Annotated in this window: 26 protein-coding genes and 3 pseudogenes; 21 read left to right on the top strand and 8 right to left on the bottom strand. The window is 51.6% G+C overall.

What is annotated here, in order from left to right; genetic code table 11:
- Nucleotides 1-26 precede the first annotated feature (26 nt).
- The 13 genes and pseudogenes from LA360_RS11045 (at nucleotide 27) to LA360_RS10985 (ending at nucleotide 11,529) form a co-directional block, all read left to right on the top strand.
- Nucleotides 27-875 carry an L-ribulose-5-phosphate 3-epimerase gene (locus tag LA360_RS11045; protein ID WP_022200317.1) on the top strand — a complete coding sequence of 283 codons (849 nt, stop codon included), beginning with the start codon at nucleotides 27-29 and terminating at the stop codon, nucleotides 873-875.
- Between the two features lie 13 nt (nucleotides 876-888).
- The gene (locus tag LA360_RS11040) at nucleotides 889-1,938 is read left to right on the top strand and encodes a hypothetical protein (protein ID WP_022200318.1); all 1,050 of its coding nucleotides are present in this window, start codon (nucleotides 889-891) and stop codon (nucleotides 1,936-1,938) included.
- A 36-nt stretch (nucleotides 1,939-1,974) separates the two neighbouring features.
- A complete protein-coding gene (locus tag LA360_RS11035; protein ID WP_022200319.1) occupies nucleotides 1,975-2,664 on the top strand; it encodes an L-ribulose-5-phosphate 4-epimerase in 690 nt (229 codons plus the stop codon).
- A 32-nt stretch (nucleotides 2,665-2,696) separates the two neighbouring features.
- Entirely contained in the window at nucleotides 2,697-2,864 is a 168-nt protein-coding gene (locus LA360_RS11030) for a hypothetical protein (RefSeq protein WP_022200320.1), read from the top strand.
- 122 nt (nucleotides 2,865-2,986) lie between these two features.
- Nucleotides 2,987-3,283 (top strand): DUF6262 family protein, encoded by a 297-nt coding sequence (locus LA360_RS11025; protein ID WP_225537503.1) that lies wholly within the window; start codon nucleotides 2,987-2,989, stop codon nucleotides 3,281-3,283.
- 766 nt (nucleotides 3,284-4,049) lie between these two features.
- Nucleotides 4,050-4,235 (top strand): annotated as a pseudogene (locus LA360_RS11020) (ABC transporter ATP-binding protein); the annotation flags it as partial.
- Nucleotides 4,236-4,352: 117 nt separating this feature from the next.
- The gene (gene tnpA, locus LA360_RS11015) at nucleotides 4,353-4,823 is read left to right on the top strand and encodes an IS200/IS605 family transposase (RefSeq protein WP_057571327.1); all 471 of its coding nucleotides are present in this window, start codon (nucleotides 4,353-4,355) and stop codon (nucleotides 4,821-4,823) included.
- A gap of 47 nt (nucleotides 4,824-4,870) precedes the next feature.
- Nucleotides 4,871-5,740, top strand: coding sequence for a DegV family protein (locus LA360_RS11010; RefSeq protein ID WP_022202240.1), 870 nt, complete (start codon nucleotides 4,871-4,873; stop codon nucleotides 5,738-5,740).
- Entirely contained in the window at nucleotides 5,741-7,210 is a 1,470-nt protein-coding gene (locus LA360_RS11005) for a sensor histidine kinase (RefSeq protein WP_022202239.1), read from the top strand.
- An 86-nt stretch (nucleotides 7,211-7,296) separates the two neighbouring features.
- The gene (locus LA360_RS11000) at nucleotides 7,297-8,238 is read left to right on the top strand and encodes a GerMN domain-containing protein (protein WP_089775490.1); all 942 of its coding nucleotides are present in this window, start codon (nucleotides 7,297-7,299) and stop codon (nucleotides 8,236-8,238) included.
- Nucleotides 8,239-8,350: 112 nt separating this feature from the next.
- Nucleotides 8,351-10,900: a DNA internalization-related competence protein ComEC/Rec2 gene (locus LA360_RS10995; protein ID WP_112482227.1), complete on the top strand. Its 2,550-nt coding sequence runs from the start codon at nucleotides 8,351-8,353 to the stop codon at nucleotides 10,898-10,900.
- 65 nt (nucleotides 10,901-10,965) lie between these two features.
- Nucleotides 10,966-11,376 (top strand): PTS sugar transporter subunit IIB, encoded by a 411-nt coding sequence (locus tag LA360_RS10990; protein ID WP_225537502.1) that lies wholly within the window; start codon nucleotides 10,966-10,968, stop codon nucleotides 11,374-11,376.
- Between the two features lie 9 nt (nucleotides 11,377-11,385).
- Complete coding sequence (locus tag LA360_RS10985; protein ID WP_225537501.1) at nucleotides 11,386-11,529, top strand: hypothetical protein; 144 nt, start codon at nucleotides 11,386-11,388, stop codon at nucleotides 11,527-11,529.
- Between the two features lie 24 nt (nucleotides 11,530-11,553).
- Here the strand turns inward: LA360_RS10985 and LA360_RS10980 are convergent, their stop codons facing one another.
- The 4 genes and pseudogenes from LA360_RS10980 to LA360_RS10965 form a co-directional block, all read right to left on the bottom strand.
- On the bottom strand, nucleotides 11,554-12,012 hold the full coding sequence (locus LA360_RS10980; RefSeq protein ID WP_022202235.1) for a low molecular weight protein-tyrosine-phosphatase: 459 nt from the start codon (nucleotides 12,010-12,012) through the stop codon (nucleotides 11,554-11,556).
- Between the two features lie 185 nt (nucleotides 12,013-12,197).
- Nucleotides 12,198-12,425: pseudogene (locus LA360_RS10975) on the bottom strand (tyrosine-type recombinase/integrase); the annotation flags it as partial.
- 168 nt (nucleotides 12,426-12,593) lie between these two features.
- Entirely contained in the window at nucleotides 12,594-13,211 is a 618-nt protein-coding gene (locus LA360_RS10970; RefSeq protein WP_225537750.1) for a transposase, read from the bottom strand.
- A 137-nt stretch (nucleotides 13,212-13,348) separates the two neighbouring features.
- On the bottom strand, nucleotides 13,349-13,843 hold the full coding sequence (locus LA360_RS10965) for a helix-turn-helix domain-containing protein (protein ID WP_112481932.1): 495 nt from the start codon (nucleotides 13,841-13,843) through the stop codon (nucleotides 13,349-13,351).
- Nucleotides 13,844-13,863: 20 nt separating this feature from the next.
- Here LA360_RS10965 and LA360_RS10960 point away from each other — a divergent pair, with 20 nt between their 5' ends.
- A complete protein-coding gene (locus LA360_RS10960; protein ID WP_146774937.1) occupies nucleotides 13,864-14,412 on the top strand; it encodes a hypothetical protein in 549 nt (182 codons plus the stop codon).
- Here LA360_RS10960 and LA360_RS10955 read toward each other — a convergent pair.
- Together LA360_RS10955 and LA360_RS10950 are read right to left on the bottom strand one after the other, a co-directional pair.
- Nucleotides 14,404-14,850, bottom strand: a complete 447-nt coding sequence (locus LA360_RS10955; RefSeq protein ID WP_022202832.1) for a DUF3237 family protein — start codon at nucleotides 14,848-14,850, stop codon at nucleotides 14,404-14,406. The genes LA360_RS10960 and LA360_RS10955 overlap by 9 nt on opposite strands.
- Nucleotides 14,847-15,812: a LysR family transcriptional regulator gene (locus LA360_RS10950; protein WP_057573095.1), complete on the bottom strand. Its 966-nt coding sequence runs from the start codon at nucleotides 15,810-15,812 to the stop codon at nucleotides 14,847-14,849. The genes LA360_RS10955 and LA360_RS10950 overlap by 4 nt, the downstream gene beginning before the upstream one ends.
- Nucleotides 15,813-15,936: 124 nt before the next feature.
- Here LA360_RS10950 and LA360_RS10945 point away from each other — a divergent pair, with 124 nt between their 5' ends.
- The 7 genes and pseudogenes from LA360_RS10945 to LA360_RS10915 form a co-directional block, all read left to right on the top strand.
- On the top strand, nucleotides 15,937-16,236 hold the full coding sequence (locus LA360_RS10945; protein ID WP_022202834.1) for a UxaA family hydrolase: 300 nt from the start codon (nucleotides 15,937-15,939) through the stop codon (nucleotides 16,234-16,236).
- Between the two features lie 12 nt (nucleotides 16,237-16,248).
- Nucleotides 16,249-17,412 carry a UxaA family hydrolase gene (locus LA360_RS10940; protein WP_225537500.1) on the top strand — a complete coding sequence of 388 codons (1,164 nt, stop codon included), beginning with the start codon at nucleotides 16,249-16,251 and terminating at the stop codon, nucleotides 17,410-17,412.
- A 30-nt stretch (nucleotides 17,413-17,442) separates the two neighbouring features.
- Entirely contained in the window at nucleotides 17,443-18,729 is a 1,287-nt protein-coding gene (locus tag LA360_RS10935; RefSeq protein ID WP_022202836.1) for an SLC13 family permease, read from the top strand.
- Nucleotides 18,730-18,761: 32 nt separating this feature from the next.
- Nucleotides 18,762-20,510: a CE1 family esterase gene (locus tag LA360_RS10930; protein WP_146774936.1), complete on the top strand. Its 1,749-nt coding sequence runs from the start codon at nucleotides 18,762-18,764 to the stop codon at nucleotides 20,508-20,510.
- 96 nt (nucleotides 20,511-20,606) lie between these two features.
- The gene (locus LA360_RS10925) at nucleotides 20,607-22,553 is read left to right on the top strand and encodes an oxidoreductase (RefSeq protein ID WP_112481930.1); all 1,947 of its coding nucleotides are present in this window, start codon (nucleotides 20,607-20,609) and stop codon (nucleotides 22,551-22,553) included.
- A gap of 87 nt (nucleotides 22,554-22,640) precedes the next feature.
- A complete protein-coding gene (locus LA360_RS10920) occupies nucleotides 22,641-23,336 on the top strand; it encodes a DUF554 domain-containing protein (protein ID WP_022202839.1) in 696 nt (231 codons plus the stop codon).
- A gap of 201 nt (nucleotides 23,337-23,537) precedes the next feature.
- A pseudogene (locus LA360_RS10915) lies at nucleotides 23,538-24,168 on the top strand (recombinase family protein); the annotation flags it as partial.
- On the opposite strand, the gene LA360_RS10910 reads toward LA360_RS10915, so the two are convergent.
- Both LA360_RS10910 and LA360_RS10905 read right to left on the bottom strand, forming a co-directional pair.
- Nucleotides 24,149-24,466: a hypothetical protein gene (locus LA360_RS10910; RefSeq protein ID WP_022202841.1), complete on the bottom strand. Its 318-nt coding sequence runs from the start codon at nucleotides 24,464-24,466 to the stop codon at nucleotides 24,149-24,151. The pseudogene LA360_RS10915 and the gene LA360_RS10910 sit on opposite strands and share 20 nt — an antisense overlap.
- 1 nt (nucleotide 24,467) lies before the next feature.
- The gene (locus LA360_RS10905; protein ID WP_065550970.1) at nucleotides 24,468-25,505 is read right to left on the bottom strand and encodes an aldo/keto reductase; all 1,038 of its coding nucleotides are present in this window, start codon (nucleotides 25,503-25,505) and stop codon (nucleotides 24,468-24,470) included.

Genomic DNA, 25,505 nt, shown 5'->3' with positions numbered 1-25,505 from the left:
AAGAGACATATAATGGGAGGAAAGTGATGAAACGACCATATACTCTTGGATTATATGAAAAATCCATGCCCTCGCAGCTTGGGTGGAAAGAAAAGCTGGAAGCGGCAAAAGGAGCCGGTTTTGATTTTGTGGAGATTAGCATTGACGAGACGGAGGAGAAGCTGGGACGTTTGGACATGTCAGAAGAGGAGCGCCTGGGGCTGGTGAGTCTGATGAAGGAAGCCGGGCTTCCCATACGCACTATGTGTCTCAGCGGACACCGCAAGTTTCCGCTGGGAAGCAGCGATCCTGCTGTCCGCAGCCGCGGAATGGAGATTATGGAGAAAGCAATCCGGCTAGCAGATGACTTGGGAATCCGGATTATACAACTGGCGGGTTATGACGTATACTATGACGAGTCCACAGATGAGACCAAAAGACAATTTGCTGAAAATCTCATAAAAGCAACTGAGATGGCAGCGAAAGTAGGCATCGTCATGGGGTTTGAAACCATGGAGACGGATTTCATGAACACAGTGGGAAAGGCCATGGAGTATGTGGAGCTCGTTTCCTCCATGTATCTGGGCGTTTATCCTGATATTGGAAATATTACCAATGCAGCAAAGACCTATGGTACAGATGTGCTGGAAGACCTTCGCCTTGGAAAAGGCCATCTGGCAGCCATGCATCTGAAGGAGACCACTCCCGGCGTATTCCGCGAAGTATCCTTCGGCCAAGGCCATGTGGACTTTAAGGGAGCCATAAAGACGGCCTGGGATCTGGGGGTGAGAAAATATGTGACAGAATTCTGGTATACAGGGAATCCTCAGTGGAAAAAGGATTTGGCTCAGGCCAATGAGATGATGACTAGTATTCTGGATGCGCAGTGGGAATAAGGATGAGTGAATTATGAAAGTTGAGAAAAAAGTAATAGGAAATCTGGCTAAATGTTATTCCATTGCCCCTCTTCATTATCAGGGGATGGATTATTTTCTTGTGGCGGCGGAGAAGGTAGGTCGCTGTATCCTCTTTGATCTGGACGGCAACGAGGTGGACACGGTATGGACTGAACCGGGGGGAGCTATGTCCATTGTCCAGGTGCCGGGGACAGACGGGCAGTTTCTCTCCACCTATAAGTGCTACTCTCCAAACGACTCTAAGGAGGCCGGGATTGTATACGTAACTCCAAGAGGCAAGGGAGACTGGCTGGTAACCACACTGGTGGTTCTTCCTCATGTACACAGGTTTGATATCCTGGAGAGAGGAGGCGTGCGGTATCTTATTGCCTGCACCCTTAAATCAGGCCATGAGTTTAAGGATGACTGGTCAAAGCCCGGTAAAGTGTACGCTGCGGTTCTGCCTGAGAATTTAAACATTTTTAATCAGGAGAATCCGCTCCATATGGAAGTGATTAAGGACGGGCTTACTAAAAACCACGGATATTACAGAGTCGATTTGGACGGGACTCCCGGTAGCGTAGTGTCCGCCGAGGACGGCGTATTCCTCTTTACGCCTCCGGCAGAGCCGGGTGGACAGTGGGGTGTAGAATGCCTTCTGGATACTCCTGCCAGCGATGCGCTTCTTGCGGACTTGGACGGGGACGGAGAGCAGGAGTTAGCTGTGATAGCGCCTTTCCACGGCGACAGCATCAGTATATACAAGAAGGAGGACGGCCGTTACCGGAATGCTTACGCTTATGATAAGCCTGCGGAATTTGCCCACTCCATTTTTGGGGGCATGCTCTGTGGAAAGACCAGGGTTGTCATCGGACACAGAAAGGGCGCACGAGATTTGCTTGCATTTACATATAATCAGGATACAAAAAGCTATGAGGTCCAGGTTCTGGACAAGGACTGCGGTTCCGCGAATGTGTTTCGGTACACAAACCATGGAAAGGATGTTCTTATCTCAACTAACCGTGAGATAGATGAGATCGCCATGTATATTTTGGAACCATAAAAGCGCAGCAGCAGGAAGTAAAAAGGAGAGCCGAAGATGCTGGAAAATCTGAAGAAAATTGTCTATGAAGCTAATATGGAGCTGCCTAAATACGGGCTCGTAACCTTTACCTGGGGAAATGTCAGCGCCATTGACCGGGAGAGTGGAATGTTTGTTATTAAACCCAGCGGTGTGGATTATGATAAGCTGTCCCCCGAGGATATGGTGGTGATGGACTTGGATGGCAACCGTGTGGAGGGAAAACTCAATCCCTCCTCGGACACTGCCACCCACTTGGAGTTGTATAAAGCCCTACCTCTGGTGGGGGGGATTGTTCACACCCATTCCTCATGGGCCACCAGCTGGGCGCAGTCAGGAAGAGGAATTCCCTGTTACGGAACCACCCATGCAGATTATATGTACGGTGAGATCCCCTGTCTGCGCTGCTTGACCAGGGAGGACATTGAGGGGGCCTATGAGAAAAATACGGGGCTTCTCATCGCAGAATATTTTAAGGATAAAGAGTACATGGCAGTTCCAGCTTGTCTCTGCAAGAATCACGGGCCCTTTGCCTGGGGCAAGGACGCTATGGAGGCCGTACACAATGCGGTAGTGTTGGAGGAAGTGGCAAAGATGGCGGCCTGCTGCGAGCTGATTAATCCTAAAGTACAGCCTGCGCCTCAGGAATTGCAGGATAAGCATTATCTGAGAAAACACGGAGCAAGTGCTTACTATGGTCAGCAATAATTGGAATTGTTATTGAAATCGGGGAGTTGAAGATGATAAAGGAATTGATATCTGATATAGATGGTACAATATATGAATATGAGAGCAATAAGAAGATAGTGATAGAAAGGCTGTGGGGATATTGGAGGGATCATCTGAGCCTGTCTCGTGAAGTGTATAAGGAGGCCGGGTTGATTTTTTGGGGGGACGGGGTGGTATAATCATCTAAACTGCTACCAAAGCATGCTGGAGTTTATGGAATCGCTGAAGTTCAGAGGTATTCTGGTGTATGTGGGCAGCAATATGACTGCCTATATCCGGTACAAGAAGATGGAATCAACTGATGGATGAGAGGGAACCGGTTACCGTCCTAAAACTGATGGAAAAGACCGGACTATCGAGAGGATTCTTCTACAAAAATCCAACGGTGAGGAAAGAACTGGACCGGGCATTCGAGCAGCAGGCCGGCATGAGCAACCCCAAAAAGAAGATTTTGGATATGGCTATGAACCATGAAATACAAGCACTGCTCCGGCAGCTGAGAGAGGTACAGCAGGACAATGAAAAATTAATGAAGGAAAATGAAACGTTAAAAAAGGCGTTGGAACGGAAAAACAGGGAGCTGATCTGCAGTCTTTAAATCGAAAACAGGATGGTACGGACCAGGCGAATGGTACCGGTTCAGCGGCTATCAAAAGGAGGGAAGAACCGCCTTTGGATTAGGATATCGATCAACAATGTAGGAAGATAAACGAATCTATGGCACAGCCAAATCAAAAGGCTGTGCTTTTCTGGTGGAAAAAAAGGCTGTTTTATGATACACTAAAAACCATCAACACACACGGATGCTTTCCAAGCTTCGCTTAACGATTCAATTGAAAAAAGTGTGTTAACAGGTCCATCAGGAGGAGGGCGGCAACGATGTGTAATGAAAACATTGCATATGGGAAACCATAAGCGATACGCAACAAAATCTGTTAGAATGGTCAAGATTACTGGCGCCTATGAATTTATTGAGGGTGCTGCCTTATGCTCCAAAGTAGTTAAACTTGATATGATCCCTGTTTTGTTGGAGCGTGAGAGCGCCTGCCTTGTAGATAAATGACTGGATAAAATGACGATAGGAAGAACCATGTTCACGTGGACCATCCGCTTGAAAGATGCATGAAGATGACTGGATTCGAGTGTTTTTATAAAGTTGTATGGTGGAAGGGAAAACATGGGATAATGGTGGAATAGCAGTAAATATGCTATGAAGGGATATAGCTTAGTCAACCTAGTGAATCTGATGATGGAAGATTAATCGGGAGATTACGTCTTTTATTTTTTATAAAAAGGAACACAATACACAGATATGTTTGCCGTTGAGGGTAAGGTTTACAAAGAGGAGCGGGGTTAGGGTACATTTAATGGACGAGGCCACATCCGCCCTTGACCACCGCCTGACCACCATCCAGGGGGCAGACCGTATACTTGTGCCGGCTGGCAATCAGATTGCGGAAGAGGGAAACCATGAACAGCTGCTGGAGAAGAATGGAATGTATTACCAGTTATACGCAACCGCAAACAGACTGAACCAGGGGATTGCATGAAGGAGAACATTTAATCAAAAAGAGGGTTTAATTCCCCGCAGCTTGCTGCGTAACAAACTTTTTCAAGACATGGAGGAAGTGATATACTAGAGGAAAAAGGAAAGGAGAAATTGTGTGATGAGTGAAACAATACGCAAGTCACACAATGTATCAGTACTCATGTATCATTTCGTATGTCCAGCAAAATATAGAAGAGTAGTAATAGATGAAGATGTAGATAGGGTAATCAAAGAAACGTGTGAGGGAATTCAGGAAAGGTATGAAATAAGATTTTTGGAAGTAGGTACAGATAAAGACCATATACATTTTCTTATCCAGTCAGTGCCTGCATATAGTCCAAAAAAAATCATCCAAATAGTGAAGAGCATCATAGCCCGAGAGGTGTTCGCGAAATGTCCACAAGTGAAGAAAAAATTGTGGGGAGGAGAATTCTGGACAGATGGCTATTACGTAGCAACGGTGAGTGAACATGGGAATGAGCAAATCATAAGTAGATATGTGAAAGAACAGGGACAGGAAAAAAATTATAAAACAATCTATAAAAACGTAGAGAAAACAAAGCAGTATAGCATATGGGATTATATGTAGAGGTTGCAACCTTCGATACCCCGCAGCTTGCTGCGGGGTAGTTCATTATGAAAATAGCTATTGTTGCGGACAGCAACAGCGGAGTAACGCAGGATGAGGCAAAGAAGCTGGGCATATATGTGCTTCCCATGCCTTTTATGATAGATGGACAGATATTTTATGAGGGTATTGATTTAAGCCACGAAGAATTTTACAGAAGGATGGAGGAAGGCGCCGACATCACCACATCCCAGCCCTCGCCAAAAGACGTGATGGAGCAGTGGGAGCAGCTTTTGGAGGATCATGATCAGGTGGTGTACATTCCCATGTCCAGCGGACTCAGCGGTTCCTGTCAGACAGCCCTTATGCTGGCAAAAGAGTATGAGGGGCGCGTCCAGGTGGTGAACAACCAGAGGATTTCCGTTACACAGAGACAGTCTGCCCTGGATGCCAGGGATTTGGCAGAGCTGGGATGGAGTGGTGAACAGATAAAGGAAAAGCTGGAGGCAACCAGGTTTGACAGCTCCATTTATATTACGGTGGACACTCTTAAATATCTGAAAAAGGGAGGCAGGATTACCCCTGCCGCGGCAGCTCTGGGAACCCTGCTCAAGATAAAGCCTGTGCTCACCATCCAGGGAGAAAAGCTGGATGCATTTGCAAAGGCCAGGACCATGAAGCAGGCCAAGACCATCATGCTGACTGCCCTGGCCCATGATCTGGAGGAGCGCCTGGCAGACCGGAAGGCGGAACACACCTATTTGCAGATTGCACATACATGCAGTGAGCAGGCAGCCCATGAGCTGGAAGAAACTGTAAGGGAATTATATCCCGGCGTCCCCGTGTTCGGGGCTCCCCTATCCCTTAGTATCGGATGCCATATCGGCCCTGGCGCCCTGGCAGTTGCCTGCACCAGGAAATTAAAGGAGCTGGAATAAGTGTCGGAAAAGAAATTTGTTAAGAAGCTGCGTACCTTCGGCATGAGCATGAAGGTACCTCTTGCCGCCGTCATTATAGGCGCAGCCCTGATTCCGCTTTTTCTGGAGGCCGGCATCATGCTGGGTACGTTCCGGCAGAGCCAGCTGGATGCCAGGTTCATAGAGATACAGAACCAGTGTGTCATACTCAGCAATAAGATGACCCGGTCCGGCTATATGACGGCTGAGAAAAAGAACAATGCCAGTCTGGACAGCCAGATGCAGACCCTGTCCGATGTATATAATGGAAGAATCGTTATTGTGGGAAGCAATTTCCGGGTGGTGACAGATACCTTTAATCTGGCCACAGGAAAGTATTATTTGTCTGAAGAGGTCATCAAATGTTTCAAGGGTGAAAACAGCAGCCACTACAACAAGGATATGCAGTATTTTGCCCAGACCATTCCCGTGTATGACGCTGCGGACGGAAAAGCTGTGAGCGGAGTCATTGTGGTCACCGCATCCACGGAAAATATCCTGTCCCTGACAGACAAGGTCATGGGAAAATCCCATCTCTTTCTGGTGTGCATGGCGCTTGTGATCAGTGTGTTGGGCGTGGTGGCAGCCCATCTGCTGCTGCGTCCTTTCAAAAAACTTCAGATGTCATTCGACAGGGTGACGCAGGGAGATTTGGACGCGGACATCACAGAGGAGACTTACAGGGAGACCAGACTTTTGTCCCAGTCCGTCCAAAAGTCCCTGGGCAAGCTTAAGGCCGTGGACCAGTCACGCCAGGAATTCGTTTCCAATGTGTCCCATGAACTGAAGACGCCTATCACCTCTATCCGTGTGCTGGCTGATTCGCTTATGGGGATGAAAGACGTGCCGGTGGAGCTGTATCGGGAGTTTATGACGGATATTTCGGACGAGATTGACCGGGAGAACCAGATTATAGAGGACCTGCTGATGCTGGTCAAGATGGACAAGACAGCTGAGGACCAGATGAACATAGAGCAGGTAAATATCAACGGAGAACTGGAGCTGATTTTAAAACGTCTGCGTCCCATTGCCAAACGCGGAAATGTGGAACTGATTCTGGAGAGCATCCGGGAAGTGACAGCGGATGTGGATAAGGTAAAGATATCCCTGGCAATTACCAATCTGGTGGAAAATGCCATTAAATATAACCGGGATTCGGGTATGGTCCGCGTGACCCTGGATGCGGACCACAAATATTTCTACATCAAGGTGGCGGATACCGGTATCGGGATACCGGAGGATGCGCTGGAACACATATTTGAACGGTTTTTCCGGGTGGATAAGGCGCGCTCCAGGGAAGTGGGCGGCACCGGGCTGGGACTGGCTATCGCGAAAAATGTCATTCAGATGCACCACGGTATCATAGATGTGGAGAGTACGGTGGGAGAGGGAACCACCTTCAGTGTGAGGATACCTCTTAACTATGTACCGAGACAGGAGGCGAAGCCATGAGCAGACATACCGGGAGCAGACATACCGGGAGCAGACATACCGGGAGCAGACATACCGGGAGCAGACGTACCGGGAGCAGACATGCCATGGGAATACATGCGGTGAGAAGGCTGATTCTGCCCCTGATGGCGGTTGTATTCCTGTTGTCAGGCTGCTGGGAGGGTGAAAGCCCCGCCTCAAACCCTTCTGAGGGCAGATATCTGATTTACTATCTGAATGCGTCCATCACCAAGCTGGTTCCCCAGGAGTACGAGACGGAAACAAAGGACAAGGGGGAGCTGGTAAATGAACTGATGGATCAGTTTCTGAATGTACCAAAGGATTTGGACTGCCAGCCGGGGCTGACAGACCGGGTGACCTATCAGGGGAGCCGCCAGGAGGAACAGGTGTTGTATCTGTACTTCGATATGAATTACACGGCTATGAAGGCGGAACGGGAGATTCTCTGCCGGGCAGCCCTCACCAGGACCCTTACGCAGATTGAGGGAATTGACTATATCAATATTTACTGCGGGGACCAGCCACTGATGGACCGGCAGGGGAATCCGGTGGGAATGTTGTCATCCACTGATTTTATCATGAACACCAGCAATGTGAATGCCTACGAAAAGACGGAGCTGACCCTGTACTTTGCCGATGAGACAGGCAACCGCCTGGTGCCGGAGAAACGGGAGGTAGTCCACAACATCAATACTTCCCTGGAACAGCTGGTAGTAGAGCAGCTCATTGCCGGACCGGGACAGGAGGGACACAATCCCACTCTCCCGTCAGACTGCAAGATACTGAGCCTGTCAGTGACAGATAATGTATGCTATATCAACTTTGATTCCGCTTTTTCCAATACAACCCTGGCAGTGAATGAGTATATACCTATTTATTCCATTGTGGACTCTCTTTCGGAGATGACGACAGTGACAAAGGTACAGATTATGATCAACGGGTCCCAGAATGTGATGTTCCGGGATGTGGTGTCCCTGAATACCACCTTTGAGAGAAGCCAGAATTATATTGACGGGGAGAGTCAATAGGGCAGGGCCGGCAGGAGAGGCGCAGGAAAGCACTGCAGGAGAGGCGCAGGAAAGCCTGCAGAAGAAACGCGGGAAGATACGGCAGGAAATACGAAAGGAAACACAACCGAATATGAAGAGACCGCTAGTTGTATTGGCAGCAGGTTACGTACTTGGAGAGGTGCTGGCCCTGCAGGTTAACACGGCGGTGGACACAGGAGTTCTGGCGTGGCTGTGCGCGGCTGCGGCGGGAATTCTATGGCTTTTGGATACAGGGAGGGGAGTATTGCGCTTTTCTGCTCCAAAGGAGAAGATGCAGGGCAGGAGCAACCGGAAACGCAGGGTGCTTCTGCTCTTTTTGGCATGTATTCTGGCTGGCGCGTCTTTGGGGATGGCCAGAGGGGGGAAGGAAAAGGGGATTCTGGACAGGGAGGAGTCTGCGGCCCGGACCATGAACGGGGCTCGGATACTGGTAAGAGGAGAAATAAAAAAGGCTGAACAAAAGGAAGATACCCTTACCCTTATTTTGGAACAGGTGACGGCTGAGGCGGGGAGGAGGACTGCGAAGTTCAGGAGGATAGTAGTGTATGTGGAGAACGGGGCGAAAGGAAAGAGTGATTCCGGTTTTCGGGAAGCGCTGACAGCTGGTTTGAAAGTACAGGTGAGAGGGAAGCTGGCTCCGGTGGAGGGACCGGGAAATCCCGGAGAATTTGATTTCAGGACCTATTACCGCACAAAGGGAACTGCATGCAGGCTGTATGGAGAAAACCTGGAAGTGGCGGGGGGAGAAGCGATTCCATATTATAAGGGAATAACAGAATTTCGGATGCGGTGTGCCGGTATACTTGAGAAGATATGCATGCCGGAGGATGCGGCGGTATTTAAAGCCGTGCTTCTGGGAGATACGTCTGATATGAATCCGGAGATGCGGGATATGTACCAGCGCAACGGAATATCCCATCTTCTGGCTGTCAGCGGGCAGCATCTGGCTATTATCGGCGGAGGGCTCTATCTGATGATTCGCCGGGCCGGAGCCGGTTATGGCCGGGCTGGGATGATATCATCTGCTCTTGTTATCAGCTATGGAATAATGACAGGAAGTTCCGGCTCCGCTATAAGGGCAGTTATCATGATATTGTGCCTGTGGCTGGCGGCGGTCAAAGGAAGAAGCTACGACACCCTGTCGGCATTGGGAGCTGCAGCCTTAATTCTTCTGTACAGACAGCCTTATCTGTTGTACCACAGCGGATTTGAACTGTCCTTTGGGGCGGTTCTGGCAATCAGCGGATTAGGAGGCTGGATGCAGTCCTTCCTTAAATTGGAACGGGCATGGGAAAAGACGCTCCTTATCAGTTTATGCGTACAAATCATACTCACCCCTATTGTGCTGTATCACTATTTTCAGCATCCTCTTTATGTTATTTTTTTAAATCTTTTGGTTATACCCCTTGTTTCCATATTAATGTATTCCGGTATTCTGGGGATTGTACTGGGAGGTGTTTGGATTCAGGGCGGAGTGGCGGCAGTGGGAGCCGGACATTATATTTTAAGGTTCTATGAGCTGCTGTGTAAATTTGTGGAAGGGCTGCCCGGTTACAGCCTGGTGCTGGGGCGTCCATCTCCGGGCGTGTTGGTGTTGTATTTTGGCATATGCGGGATGGGAACAGCTGTTATGCTGGTTTGCATCAGGAGACGGACCGGAGCCGATTTGAAAACTCATTCCCGCTGTCTTCGGGCTCCGTTTCGCGGTATAGTTGACTCGAAACCAGTGATATTAATATGCCTTTTTTGCATTTATGCACTTAGTTTTCTGGCACTGGTCCCACGTCCTGTCAAAGGACTGGAGGTTGTCTGTCTGGATGTGGGACAGGGGGACGGTCTGCTGCTCAGGACAGGCGAGAAGGTGGTGCTTATAGACGGCGGCAGCAGCAGTCAGAAAAAACTGGGGAATATTGTTCTGGAGCCTTATTTAAAAAGCCGGGGAATATCGTGGATTGATTACGCGGTGGTAAGCCATGGGGACAGCGACCATATAAATGGTTTTGTGTACCTGTTAGAGGAATCAAAGGACATCAGGATAGGAACACTGGTGCTGCCTGTGATGGGAAAGGGGGAGGAGGTATATGAAAATCTGGCTGTACTGGCCCGGAGGGAAGGGGCAGATGTGGTTTATATGAAAACCGCGGACTGGGTGGAAGCAGGGGAGCTGACACTTACCTGTCTGTATGCCGGTGAAGATTTTGGCGGAAAGGACCGAAACAGCCACTCCCTGGTTTTGTGCGGAGATTATAAGGGATTTCATATGTTGTTTACCGGCGATATGGGGGAAGGGCAGGAGCGCAGCCTGGTCAGACTGGCAGAACAGGACGAAACCCTGCAGGATATACATTTGAATCATGCGCAGATATTGAAAACAGCCCATCATGGTTCAGGGACATCTTCATCGGAAGTATTCCTGAACCGGTTGAGGATTCAATTAGCCGTTGTTTCCTATGGAAAGGAAAATGCCTATGGACATCCGTCGCCGGAGACAATGTCCCGTTTAAAGGAACAGGGGATTGTGATTCTGGAGACCGGAAGGAAAGGAGCCATAACACTTAAAACAGATGGTGCATCGCTGAAAGTCCATGTGTTCCGAGAGGAAAAATCTCATCAGGATAAGCTGGATGAAATCGCTGGATGAAATACGCTTCTGACAGCCATATTATAAATATGGAAGAGATAATGGAATCTTGGAGGGAGCAGGGGATGAATTATCAAAAAACATCTGATGAGATATTATCTCACAAAGGTGGAGCGGAGAATATTAAGGAAGTGACACACTGTTTTACCAGACTCCGGTTTACATTAAGGGAGCCGGAAAAAGCTGACCGCGGCAGGATAGAGCGGGTAGAAGGCGTGATAGCGGTTGTGGAAAGCAGCGGCCAGCTCCAGGTTGCCGTGGGGACAGAGGTGGGTCCGGTATATGACATGATGAAGAAAATGGACGGCACAGAACGAAAAACGGGTAAAGAGGGAGAGCCGGTTTATCATAAGGACAGGAAGGGAAGATGGACACACACCGGGAGTTATGATGCGGTCCAGAAGCAAGGGCCTAAAGGAGGTGGCGGCATCAGTATATCATTTTTCGGGGCTGCCATTATGACATTTCTGCTGTGATTTGAGGATATGGATCAGGAGGCAGAGAAAGCATCATGGGAAAGGATGTATGTGGACAGAAGCGAACACGACACAGGAAGCCTTAAGTGCATTAAAAAAGACAGCTTTCACTGGTACCGCCGTGTCATAGAGACAAACGGGTCAATGGTATAAGCTGTCAGTAGAGAAGGACTGTGTTTAAATGCGCTCTAATATATAATCCAGCAGCGCAGCGCAGCCTTCCGTCACATCGGACCAGGTGGTGTCAAAGTCACCGGTGTACCATGGGTCGGCCACATCCCTTCCGGAACCAGTGAATTCCATAAGTTTAAAAATCTTGTGGTCAGGATCACCGCCTGAAATACGCTGCATGTTGCGAATATTCCAGCTATCCATGCCAATCAGGTAATCGAATGATTTATAATCTGCCCTTGTCATCTGTTTTGCGCGGTGCCCCTCGCAGGGAATGCCGGCCTGCTTTAATTTGGCGCGGGTTCCGTGGTGTACAGGATTACCGATTTCTTCGGTGGACGTAGCAGCAGAATCTGCCCGAATTACCCCGGACAGGCCTTTTTCCTTTAGCAGGCTGCGGAAGTAGTAGAGGGCCATGGGGCTGCGGCAGATGTTGCCGTGGCAGACAAATAATACTTTTATCATTTTTCTGTAACTCCTTATAAGTCCTGTATTTCTTCTCAAATGCTTGATTTTACAGGGTTTTGGGGCTGTTCCGAAATTCTCTGTTTCCAGAGTATTTTCTCAAATCGTCCCATACTTTCTCATATTTGTCCCTGCAAAATTGGTAAATACGTTGGTAAAATAAGCAGCTTTACCAACGGGCTTTTTCAGCCATTCGCTACTCGATTCAGTTCCTCCTTGGCATCATCAAAATTCACATGGGTGTAGGTGTTCAAGGTTACGCTAATGTCTGCATGACCCATGATATACTGTAAGGTCTTGGGATTCATTCCCGACTTTGCCATATTGGAGCAAAAGGTATGTCTGCATACATGAGGGGTTACTTTCGGCATCTGGACACGATAAATCTTGTTGTACTTTTCAATGATATGTTCTAGTATAACTCGATTTTAATAAGTTTACATTATTATCCTGAAAACCAAGGGAAACGTGCGCCCAAAGCACGGACACGTAAGCCAAGAAATCAGATTACTACCAATGCTTAAATTGTAAACTTATTTAAATCGAGTTATACTAGTACAGCATTGCTTAAATGTCAGTGATTAAATTACTAATGGTATCCCGGCATATGTCCACTTAAATGGGTGTGCTGTAAGATTGTATTGTTCAATAAAGCGCAGGATGCTTGCTTCCAGTTCTTCTATTGATAGGCAGCTTTTCCGCTTCAGCAGCTTCCGGTTATTGATGCCAAACCATATCTCAATCTGGTTCATCCAGGAACTGTGTTTCGGAGTATAGACAAAGCGGATCCGGTGGGAAGGGTCATGCAGGAAATCCGCCCGGCTTTCCATACTTTTAAGGATCCCTGTTTTCCCTTTTTTGCCCAGTTCCAAGCCAAGGGCACAGGCTTCTGCCACAAAGCGGACAAGGGCTTCCGACTTATGGGTGTTTAGGCCATCGCATATAAATGTCCATGGGGCTTGCGGGTCTGTCCCTGCCAATGCTTTCACGGCTTCCACAAAATCCTCTTCTGTGCGTGTGGAGTTTAAATACGGCATTTCCATACGGCCCGTTGCAACATCAAAGAACCCGATGAGACTGGTCGTGCCATGGCGGATATACTCAAACTCCATTTTGGCGCACTGGCCGGGTAATGGGAGCTTGTCAGGATATTTATGTTCCAGCGCCTGTACCCCGGTCATTTCATCCGTGGAAACAATGTGTGCACCTTCCCGGCTTTGTTCCTGGGCACTCTGGTACAGGCCGCAGATTTCGTTTACTTTCCGCGCAAAAGATTCCGGGGCTTCCGTCTTTTCCGAAGAATGAAGCCAGTAACGGATTTTGTGGGGATGTAAATCTACCTCATTTTTAAAAAACGGCTGACAGATTTCTCAGAAATCTGTTCAGCGATCCCCTGCTTTTTAATTTCTGCCACTAACAGCGGGAGGCTCCACTGGCTTACTTCGTACCCAAAATCATTTGGGCTGCTGCAGGCAAGGCCGATGATCCGCATGATCTGGTCCGGCGTAAAAACAGACGGGGCACCGGGGCGTTTTTTATCGGACAGGACTGCCCGTATCTCATCTTCAAGCCTTTCCGGGTCGTCCATTTCAATCCTCCGCAAGGCTGGGAGCGCCGCGAGGAACCGACTGCGCCAGGTGGCAGCATTATTATAATGAAGCCCGACCTGTGGTGCAATATTCTGGTTGAGTTCCCCCTGTGACGCAAGCAGGACAATGCTGGCTCTTTTGACCAGTCCTGACGGAAGGGAGCGGCTTTTTGAAAAAGCAGATAATATGTTTTTCATGGCATCAGATAAAACCGGGATAGTATCAATTGTTTTCCTTCGCATAATAACCCATCCATTCTTTAGTGATAGAATTATTATGCACCGACTACAATAAAAAAGCAACGTCTATTCATTATTATTTTGGCAATGCTGTACTAGATATTAAGCAGTATGAGAATATAGTCAAGCAGCTTAAAGCCAAGATTCAGGAGCGCCGGACGTTGTTGGAGGAAAAGAAAAGTATCCCAGGAATTCAAGTATTTCGACATCGGGAGTTGACGCAGAAAATCGCTGCTTTGACCGAAGATATCGAGGAATTGAAAAGCGAGAAGGCCCTGCTATTCAATCAGTTTAACTGTGCGGACGGTCATGGCATGGGCGAAATCAAACAGTATATTGCATCTATGGAATCTTCGCTCGAAAGGCTAAACCAGCAGGAGGAAAAATATACCGCTGAATTGGACGCGGCACTGGCGCAGTACACTGAGCTGCAACGGCAGGCGGCGGATATGGATGCCATAGAACTGGATGTCGCCCGTCACGCTATTCGGCCTGATAAGGAACGGGAAACAGCCCAGCGGCTGCAAGCCGCTTATAGCAAGAAGCCAGGAGCGGTGACGCTTCTAAGGTGATTTGTTGGCCGTCTGTAATTCATAAAAACGAATCCACAGTCCGCTTTCGTCCCGTAGCCCCTCACCCACGAACTGATTGCGGTGGAGCAGAGGAGCCAGCGCAGGGGAGTCGGTGATAAAGGTGGGCACCGTCCGGAAAGGAGTCGGCCTTGCGCCATCCGTGAACCAGCCGTTGTTTTCCACATAGATATGGCAGTCTCTGCCGTCCCTGTCCGTGCCCGTCAGCATATACCGGGCCGACATATGCCGCACCTCGTTTTGATTGGTGATCTGGGTATCTACCCCGCAAGGTTCTACGATCCCATTGAAAATGGGCCCGGTTACCGTGCCTTTGAAGGGGATCATTTTTACACTGCCGATTTCGCTGGTCAGCATGACGGTCCCCTCGGGATTAGTCTCCACGTGGACCTCTAAAATGGGTGTTGATTTGTGTTTCATTGTAGCCTCCTATTATCGTTTTTCCCAAACCACTCCAGTAAATAGTCAATAAACGCCTTGACTGCGTGGGCAGTATAGTTCCGCTGGGGCAGCAGGGTGTAAAAAAGCCGGTTCACTTGCAGGGAAGCGATGGAAAAGAACAGTAATCTGTTTGAGGGGATGGAAAATACGATGCGGTCGCTGATAAAGGCGGCCCCCAGGCCATTGTCCGCGAATCGGTAGGCCGTAACCAGCTGGGACAGCGCCATTTTTACCTTTGGCGCAAATCCGGCCTCCTCAAACATGTGGATACTGCGATCATACAGATTGTTTCCCTTTTGAAGCAGGATGAACTCCAGTTCCCGAAATTCCCCCAGTGGTACTCTAAGGCAGGAGTCGGACATGTGCCGCCCCGCCTGGACGTCCTCCGCAGACAGGGCGCTCCCTCTCAACGCTTCAGACAGAGGGGTCTCCCGAGGAACAGCCAGCAGGATATGGTCAAAAAAGGCAGGTTGATGTTCGAAACGCTCAATATGCTCCGGCGCACAGCTGAAGGTCAAATCCAGTTCACGCCGCTCCAAACGCTTTGCCAACCTGGCTGAACTGTCCTCCGACACTTGGAGCTGGATGCCTGGATACCGCCGGGAAAAGCCGGACAGCACCTCTGCTAAGAGGAAACAGTTCAGGTAATGGGTTCCCCCAATGTGCAGGCGGCCCGTGTTCAGATCTCTCAGGTCCTCCAATTCCCGGCTCAAATCGGACTCCAAATACTTCATCCGCTCGACAGCCCGGATATATGCCTCCCCTGCCTGCGTCAACGTCAGCGGGCGGCGGCTGCGGTCGAACAACGCGGCCCCCAGGTTCTTCTCCTCCTGACGGACAGCCATACTCAGGGCGGGCTGGGTCAGATAGAGCTTTTCCGCCGCCTTGGTAAAGCTGCCGTCCTGATAGACCTGATAGATATACTGCATATTTTGTTCCATATATAAGCCGCCCTTATGTATCTATAAAAATCATAAAATTGATTATACACCTGCTTTGTGCTATTGTAAAGATAGCATAAAGAATTTCTTTTGATCCAATAAAATTCAGAAAAGGAGAACAAACATGAACATCAACGCACTGCTGATGGATCAGCGTGACAATGTGGTAACCTGCGTGGCCTCGGTGCCCAAGGGGAGCCAAATCGTCTATCAAAAGGGCACAGAGGTATGTACGCTCACTGCTGAGGATGACATCCCCTACTGCCACAAGGCCGCTCTGGAGGACCTGCCCCAGGGGGCGGAGGTACGCAAGTACGGCGAGATGATCGGACAGACCAGCGTATCTATCGCCAAAGGACACTGGGTTAGCCACGAGAACATTTTCAGTGTACCGCGGGACTATGACAGTGAGTTCATTCACTGAGAGGAGGCAACGATGATGCAATTTTGGGGCTATAAACGTAAAGAAGGCCGTGCTGGCATCCGCAACCACGTCCTGATCCTTCCCACCTGTGCCTGCGGAAGCGAGAGCTGCCGGGTGGTAGCCAGCCAGGTCCGGGGTGCGGTAAACATCGTATTCAACACCGGCTGCTCCGATGTAGCGGCCAACACCGAGATGTCTCAGAAGGTTCTCACGGGGTTTGCCTGCAATCCCAACGTCTACGGAGTGGTCATCATTGGTCTGGGGTGCGAAACTGTCCCCCACCAAAAACTTCGGGAGAAGATTCAAAGTATGACCAGCAAGCCGGTGGTGTCCTTCGGCATCCAGGACGAGGGCGGCACGCTGAAAACCATTGAGAAAGCTGTCCGGGCCGCTCGGGACATGGCTGCGGAGGCAGCCATGCAGCCAAAGGAGTTGTGCGACATATCTGAGCTGCTGCTGGGAATCGAGTGCGGCGGCTCCGACGCCACCTCTGGCATCGCCAGTAACCCAGCCGTAGGCGAACTCAGCGACCTGCTGGTGGACATGGGCGCCTCCACCATCATGAGCGAGTCCATCGAGTGGATCGGCGGAGAGCATGTCGTGGCCAAGCGGGCCGCTACTCCGGAGATACATAACCAGATCATCCAGATCTGCAAGGACTATGAGGAGCACCTGAAAGCCGCCGGACAGGACTGCCGGGCCGGCCAGCCCACCCCGGGCAACAAGGCGGGGGGCCTGTCCACCCTGGACGAGAAGAGCCTTGGCTGTATCCGCAAGGGCGGCACCCGCCCCATCGTGGAGGTGCTGGAGCAGGCCCAGCGGCCCACCAAGCACGGGGCCATCGTCATGGACACCGCAGGCTACGATATCTCCTCTCTTACCTCCATGGTAGCGGGCGGCTGCAACGCCATCATATTCACCACCGGACGGGGGACCCCCACAGGCAACGCCATTGTCCCCGTGCTGAAGGTCACCGCTAACGCCCACACCTACCAGTGCATGGAGGACAACATGGATGTGGATCTGAGCGCTATCATCACCGGCGAAAAGACCTATCAGAAGATGGGGGCGGAACTGGTTCAAATTATTGGAGATGTCTGTAACGGCAAGATGACCAAAGCAGAGGCGTTCGGCTTCTCTGACATTGCGGTGGACCACGTCTGCCGGTTCGTATAAGCGACCTCAAAATAGAAAGGAGATAGAGACATGACCTCATTAACGATTTGTTTAATCATCTGCGTGCTGACTATGATCAGCTATGTGTGGGGCAAGCTCCCTATGGGTCTGACAGCCTTGACCAGCATGGCGGCCTTTATCCTCACCGGCTGCCTGGACCCCAAAACCGCCCTGGGCTACTTTGGAAATTCCAACGGTGTCATGATCGTGGCCATGTTCGTGGTGGCTGCCGGCTTTACCCGGACTCAGTTCGTAAAGAAAGCCGCCGCCAGCGTGAACAAGATCGCCCACGGCTCCCTGACGATGGTCATGCTGGGCTACGTTCTGGTTACCGCCCTGCTGGCTCAGTTCATCCAGAGTTCTGTCATCGTGTTCGGCATCATGGCTCCCATGATGATTGCCACCTGCGACGAGTTGAAAATCAGCCCGTCCAAGACCCTGTTCCCTCTGTCCATCGTCAGCATCTCCACCATCTCTGCCCTGCCCCTGGGCAGCGGCGCTACTCAGGCCGCCGAACTCAACGGCTATCTGGAGGCCAACGCCTACACCGATTTTGTTGTAGCCATAACCGACCCCATGAAAGCCCGTCTGCCCATGCTCATTGCAGTGATGATCTACTGTATTTTCTTTGCTACCAAGTTTGCCCCTGACGCCCCGGTGGTCCAGACCTCCGAGATGAAGACCCGCCGGGACGATAAAGCGGCCCTGCCTGCTTTCCAGGAGCGTGCGGGTTACATCATCTTTATTCTGACCACTCTGGCCCTGATTTTCCAGCGTCAGATCAAAGTCGACACCTGGGTTATCTGTCTCACAGGCGCCGTGGCTATGGTCCTGTTTGGCGTCCTGACGGAAAAGGAGGCCATCGGCTCCATCAACTGGTCCATGGCGTTCCTGATCGTTGGTTCCTTTGCTATGGGTGGGGCTCTCACCGAGACCGGCGCGGGAGAAGTGGTCGGCGGCGTTCTGGCCGACTTCGCCAACAGCATCAACAACCCCTACATCATCGGCTTTATCTTCTTCATCGTGCCTTTCCTGCTTACCCAGGTGATGATGAACCGCACGGTTATGATTATCTTCATCCCCATCGCCATCCTGGCCTGTAAGGCTATGGGCGCCAATCCTATTGGCATCATTATCCTGGTGCAGTCCGCCTGCCTCAGCTCTTTCATGACCCCCATGGCTACCCCTGCGGTTCCCATGTGTATGGCCAGCGGCGGCTATGATTTGAAATCTCTCATCAAGCAGTCCATCATTCCCGCCACCATTCTCTGTGTTGTCTCCGCAGGCTGGATTATGACCGTATTCCCCATGTTCTGAGAATATGCTTCACCTCCCCACTCCAAACGGGGGTGAAGCATCGAAAGGAGGTATGCTTTATGTTAGAAATCAAGCAGTTTCCCGCTGATATGAGCGCTCTGGAGGTGGACCATACCGATGCCAAGCGTTGTTTGATCTCTGGGCTGTTTGAGGAAAAAGTGGAAGTTTCGGGTCAGAAGCGGCGCTTCTACACCTATATCGTGCCGGGGTTGTGCAGCAATCAGCCTTGCCTGGTAGTAGCTCCACCGGAGGATGTGTCTGTTCTGGATTTCCTGGAAAACGGCTTTTGGATAAGGTTTGCTGAGAAGAACCAGATCTTCCTCCACATCCTGGAGCCAGAGAACGGAAAATACCGCCTGGACGGCACCGATTCCGCCTATATGAACAAGGTCTACGTGGAGATTCAGTCCCGGCGGTTCTACGTCACCATGCAGGACAATATCTACGCTGTCGGGATCGGCGGCGGTGCGGCGGTGGCCCAGCAGGCCGCCATGGAGATGGCCTCCGAGTGGTCGGGCCTTGCCACCTTCGGTGAGATGACCCCCGAGGTACTCCAAAGCGCCGGGCGGGTCCACGCCGGGGAGAACACCGGGAAGACCGAACTGGTGGTCAGCGGAACCAAGGCACAGCTTCCCGTCTGGATGTGCTGGGGGGAGACCACCGGAGATAACCAGGCGGTACGGGACTACTGGAAGGGCCAGAACGACGCAGACAACGAGGTATTTTCCAACCGTTGGGCAGATGAAATTTACTTCCCCAGCCGGGTGTGCAAAAAGAGTCAGGTCAACGAGGAGAAGATCGCCCAGGTCCGGGTGACCAACGGCTGGTCCGGCGATTTGAACGAGGAATTTTTCACCGCCATCTGGGACTTCATCAGCCTTGCCCGCCGTCACCGCAGCTTTTCTAAAAAAGCCCTGCGTTGGTATGAGGACCCCGCCGCCTACGGTGCTCAGCTCCACACCCTGGAGGTGGACGGCTTTACCCGCCGCTGGTATGAGTATGTGCCCGAGAGCGTCCGGAACAGTGCCGCGCCCGTCCCCCTGGTGGTGTGTATGCACGGCAGGGGCGGCAGCGCGGAGAGCTTTATCGACCTGTCCGGTATGAACCGGGTGGCGGAGGAGCGGGACTTTATTGTACTGTTCCCCGAGGCCAGCGTCTATCAGCAGCACCCCGGCGGGCTGAGGAATGTCCTGCTGTGGAACGGAAGCTATCAGGGTAAGCCCATCGACGATGTGCCCTTCATTCTCAGCATGATCGAGGATGTGAAGAGCCGGTACGCCATTGATTCGGGCCGGGTGTACGCCTGCGGCCAGTCCAGCGGCGGCATGATGACCTCCGCCCTGGCGATCCGTGCCCCGGAGGTGTTCGCCGCCGTGGCCCCCTGGTCGGCCATCCGCAACCCAGACTTTGACGCCCCCCCACTGGAAAAAATCGACCCGATGGTGCCCTATCTGTTCCTCTTTGGAGAGAATGATTGGCTGTGTGTGGACCGGGAAAAGGGCGAGCTGGAGTATCATGTAGCCCCTGACATTGCTGCTTTCCTGCGCAATCTGATGAAGATCTATCAGCTGGATGAGACGCCCCACCGGTATGCCTGCGGCGAGATCAGCTACTATGTCTATCTGAACGCCAAGCGGGTTCCTCTGCTCGTTGTAGGTACTGTGAAAGAAATGTCCCACGCCAACTACCCCCGGGAAAGCTGGAACACTTACGACGAATTTTTGTCCAAATTCTCCAGACGCGCCGACGGAACGCTGGTGTATATGGGCGAGGAAGTTTAACCGTTACTAACCAGAAAAGTCCTTTACCGCAGCGCAGGCCAGGGCAGCAAAGACTGCAATGGCCTGCGCTTATATGTAATCAGGAGGTAAATAATCATGGAATACAAATATCCCAACCTGTGCAAGCCCATCACCCTGGGCCGCACCACCTTCCGCAACCGCATGTTCTCTGCGCCCATGGGCGGCACCGATATTACCACCGACGGCTGTATCGGCCCCAAATCCACCGCTTTCTACGAATTACGCGCCAAGGGCGGCGCGGCGGCGGTTACCGTCTCCGAGCTGATGGTTCATCCCTCCACCGACGGCTCCCACGCCTACCACCTGGACGAGTCCATCCTCAATTCCCTGGCCTGCGCCACCTACACCGCCGACGCCATCCGCCGCCACGGGGCCATCCCCAGCATCGAGCTGTCCCACTCCGGCATGTACTCGGGCACCTACATGACCGACAAGAACAAGCAGCACGGTATGACCCAGTGGGGGCCTTCCGCCTGCATCCGCCCCGATGGGGTTCAAGTAGGGGAACTCACGGTGGAGATGATCGATGACATTGTGGCTGCCTATGCCCATGTGGCTGGCTTGGTCAAAAGGGCAGGCTTTGAGCTGCTGATGGTCCACGGTGGCCACGGCTGGCTCATCAACCAGTTCCTGTCCCCCATGTTCAACAAGCGCACCGACGAGTACGGCGGTTCTCTGGAAAACCGCTGCCGTTTCGCCATTCGGGTGCTGAAAGCCATCCGGGAGGCGATAGGGCCCTTCTTCCCCATCGAATTCCGGCTGTCCGGAGCGGAGTTCGTGGAGGAGGGCTATGACCTGGAGGAGGGCATCCGCATTGCCCAGCAGATTGAGCCCTACATCGACCTCCTCCACGTCACCGCCGGCACCTATCAGCGCACCTTTGGCATCACCCACCCCTCCATGTTTACCGACCACGGACGGAATGTCTATCTGGCGGCGGAAATCAAGAAGCACGTCAAAGTGCCCGTGGCCACCATCGGCGGGCTGAACGACCCGGCCCAGATGGAGGAGATCATCGCCTCCGGCAAGGCCGATGTGGTCTACATGGCCCGGGCCCTGCTGGCCGACCCCTTCCTGCCCAACAAGATTATGGCAAATCAGGATGAGGATATTGTCCGCTGCCTGAGGTGCTTCACCTGTATGGCGGAGCGGGCTGCCACCTCCACCCGCCGCTGTACCGTCAATCCCCTGATTGGCCGGGAGTGTGAAGGCAGCGAGGTCGCCCCTGCCCCGGTGAAGAAGAATGTCCTGGTGGTGGGCGGAGGCCCCGGCGGGCTGTACGCCGCCTGGACTGCGGCCCGGAGAGGACATAAGGTCGTCCTGTGTGAGAAAGAAAACGAGCTGGGCGGCATTCTCAAGAGCGAGCAGGCCCTGCCTTTCAAGTACGAGATGTACCAGCTGGCAGGGACCTACGCCAAATTCTGCCGGGACACCGGAGTGGAGATCCGTCTGAACACCCCTGTTGACCGGGCCTATGTGGATGAAATGGCCCCGGACGCCGTGATTGTCGCCGCAGGCTCCAGCCCCCTGGTGCCGCCGATTCCCGGCCTGGACGGGGATAACGTAGTGATCGTCAACAACTACTACAAGGAGAAGGACAAGGTAGGTGACGATGCGGTCGTGTTCGGCGGCGGTCTGGCCGGCTGCGAGTGTGCCATCCACCTGGGCCAGGAGGGCAAGAAAGTCCACCTGGTGGAGATGCGGGACATGCTGGCCCCCGACGCCAATGTCCGCCACCGCCCCCTGCTGTTGAAGGAGATCGACAAGTATGTCACCGTTCATACTGGGTACAAGGGACTGCGGGTCACAGAGGAGGGTATCGTCTGTGAGGACAAAGAGGGCAAGGAGGTCCTGGTCCCCGGCAAATCCGTGATCTGCGCCCTTGGCCAGCGATCCCGTACCGATGTGGTGGAGGCGCTGAACGGCTCCGCTCCCTTTGTCCGGGTCATCGGCGACGCCGCCCGGGTTTCTACCATCACCAACGCCGTCTACTGGGGTTACCACGCCGCGTTGGACATTTAAACAGATACTAAGTTTGCCGCTGTTCTTCCGAAGAGGACGGCGGCAAACCATAATTTATCATTTTAATCATAAATAAGGGGGAATACCATGCCTGTTGGAGTTATTGTGAACTGTTTATCCGTGCTAATAGGGGGATTTGTAGGCGCAGCGCTTACCCGAACACTCTCGGATAAACTAAAGTCAGACCTGTCAATATTGTTTGGGTTTTGCTCCATTGCCATTGGTATCAATTCCATCATTAAGGCACAGGCCATGACCGCGGTTGTCCTGGCAATTCTGGGGGGATTTATCATTGGACATATCTTGAACTTGGACACAGCGGCAATCCATTTTTTCAGATGGCTGGTTGAAACACTGCGTCTTGGCAGAGAGAATATCGACATGGATATGTATATCACCGTAGTTGCATTGTTTTGCTGTTCCGGGTTCGGCTGGTACAGCACGTTGATAGAAGGGATTGCCGGTGATACCAGCCTATTGTTCTCCAAATCGGTTCTAGACTTTTTTACAGCCCTTGTATTTGCGGCGGCGCTGGGGAGAGCGGTCTGTGTGATTGCCGGCCCGCAGATTCTGGTTCTGCTGGTTATCTTTGGTGTTGGCCGCATGGCGGGTGCGTGGATCACACTGGGGATGTTTGCTGATCTGTCCGCCTGCGGCGGCATTTTGACGTTGGCCGCCGGTATGCGCGTAGCCAAAATCAAAAGCGTGCCTCTTGTCAACTTAATTCCGTCTCTGATTTTAGTTATGCCTCTTTCAGCACTGTGGACAACATTGATGGGATAGGGTTATTCAGATAAAAAGCGACTAAATTAAAGTGGACAAAAGTCGAGTGTACGGTCAAAGATAATAGTAAATGTCAAGTATAGAGTTATATTAGTCTGCGATATTCTTCTTCTGCTCCACTTCATCTTTACGTTCACACTTGACTAGGGATAGAATCAGCAATTCATAATATTTTTGTAAGGGTGAAAATATCCTTGACAAATCTCTTCTCAGAAGCGAATCCTTGAAACCTACGCACGGGAACACGGCATTATGAATTACCGTTTTTTCGTGGACGACGGTTGGAGCGGGGCGAATTTTGAAAGACCGAGTTTTAAGGAAATGATAGAGGGCGTGGAAAATGGCGAGATAAAGACCATTATCACAAAAGAACTCTCCCGTTTAGGCAGGAACTATCTGCAAGTCGGCATGTATACGGAAATGGTGTTCCCAAGAAAGGGAGTGCGTTATATCGCTATCAATGACGGCGTTGACAGCGAACAGGGCGACAACGATTTAACGCCGTTGAAAAATCTTTTTAATGAATGGCTGGTGAGAGATACGAGCAAGAAAATCAGAGCGGTAAAACGCTCAAAGGGCATAAGCGGAAAGCCCGTCACAAGCAAGCCTGTATATGGCTACCTCATGGACGAGGACGAAAGAAGCCCGGTTTATGAAGCACCTAATCGAGCAGAACGAGGACGGGGGCAAACGCCGGAACGCCGCCAAGAAGAAAGAGCTGGAAGCGGCAGAAAAACGGATTGCGGAACTCTCCGCTATCTTCAAGCGGCTGTATGAGGACAGCGTGACCGGGTGCATATCGGACGAGCGTTTCACGGAGTTGTCGGCAGAAAGGGCAGGAATGTAAACACATATCGTGACAGCCGGATGCCGCTGTACATCAGTGCCAGCATCGCTGCAAGCACGGCGATGTCTGCCACCGTCGGGAGAATGCGGCTTGCTGTATATCTTCCCTTAAACAGCTTTTTATGCCACACTGCGTTCAGCCCATGATGAAGCAGGAACAGCACAAACAAGGCGGCTCCCACCCATTCGCGGGCAGCTTCTCCCCACAGGTGGTAGCCCATGAGGAACAGCATTGCTATTGTCATGAAAAGGTCAACGAGGATTTTCAGATGCTTCCGTTTCATATCACAGCCTCTGGTTACCGGTAGACCACACATGGGGCTTGCTGGCTTCTGACGCCGTATTCTGTGCCATGACGCCGACCAGTACATGGGGGACATACAGTTCTTCCAGAAATGCCATTTCCTCCCCAGAAAGACTCAGCTCTGCTGCTTTTGCAGCCCCCTCAATGTGATGTAACTTGGTGGCACCCACAACCGGAGAAGTTACCTTCTGCATCAGCCATGCCAGAGCGATCTCCGTCATGCTGACACCCTTGGAATCTGCCAGTTCTGCCACTCTTGCAATGATCCTGCTGTCCGCCCCGGCAGTTGCATCATATTTCAGCCCTGCATAACTGTCCTCAGTCAGCCGCTTGGAGGTCTCGCCGGGGTGCTTGCTGAGACGACCACCAGCAAGGGCGCTGTACGGGGTCATGGCAATGTTGTCCTCCCGGCAAAGCTGTGCCATTTCCCGTTCTTCTTCCCGGAAAATCAGGTTGTAATGTCCCTGCACGGAAACAAATTTTGCTAAGCCTTCTTTTTCAGCCAGCGCATTGGCTTTCGCCAGCTGCCATGCAAAGCAGTTGGAAATGCCAATATACCGAGTCTTGCCCTGTTTTACCACATGGTTCAGCCCGTCCAATATGTCTTGCAGCGGGGTCTGGTAATCCCACATATGATAGATATAGAGGTCAACATAGTCCATACCGAGGTTTTGCAGGCTCTTGTCCATCATCCGCTGAATGTGCTGCTGACCGGAGATACCGTTTTCAATGTCTGCTGCCGTCCGGGGCAGGAACTTGGTGGCAATGACTATATCTTCCCGTCTGGCAAAATCCCGGATGGCTCTGCCCAAATACTGCTCGCTGGTTCCGCTCTGATAAGCGATAGCGGTATCAAAGAAGTTGACACCCAGATCCAGCCCCCGTTTGATAATCTCACGGGAGTGTTCCTCGTCAATCGTCCAGCTGTGCTGACCGTTTGCCGCATCCCCAAAGCCCATGCATCCCATGCAGATTTTGGAAACCGTCAGGTCGCTGTTGCCCAATGTTGTATATTTCAT

Source organism: Enterocloster clostridioformis (assembly GCF_020297485.1).
Classification (GTDB): Bacteria; Bacillota; Clostridia; order Lachnospirales; family Lachnospiraceae; genus Enterocloster; species Enterocloster clostridioformis.
This window is presented reverse-complemented; position numbering and strand designations above follow the sequence as displayed.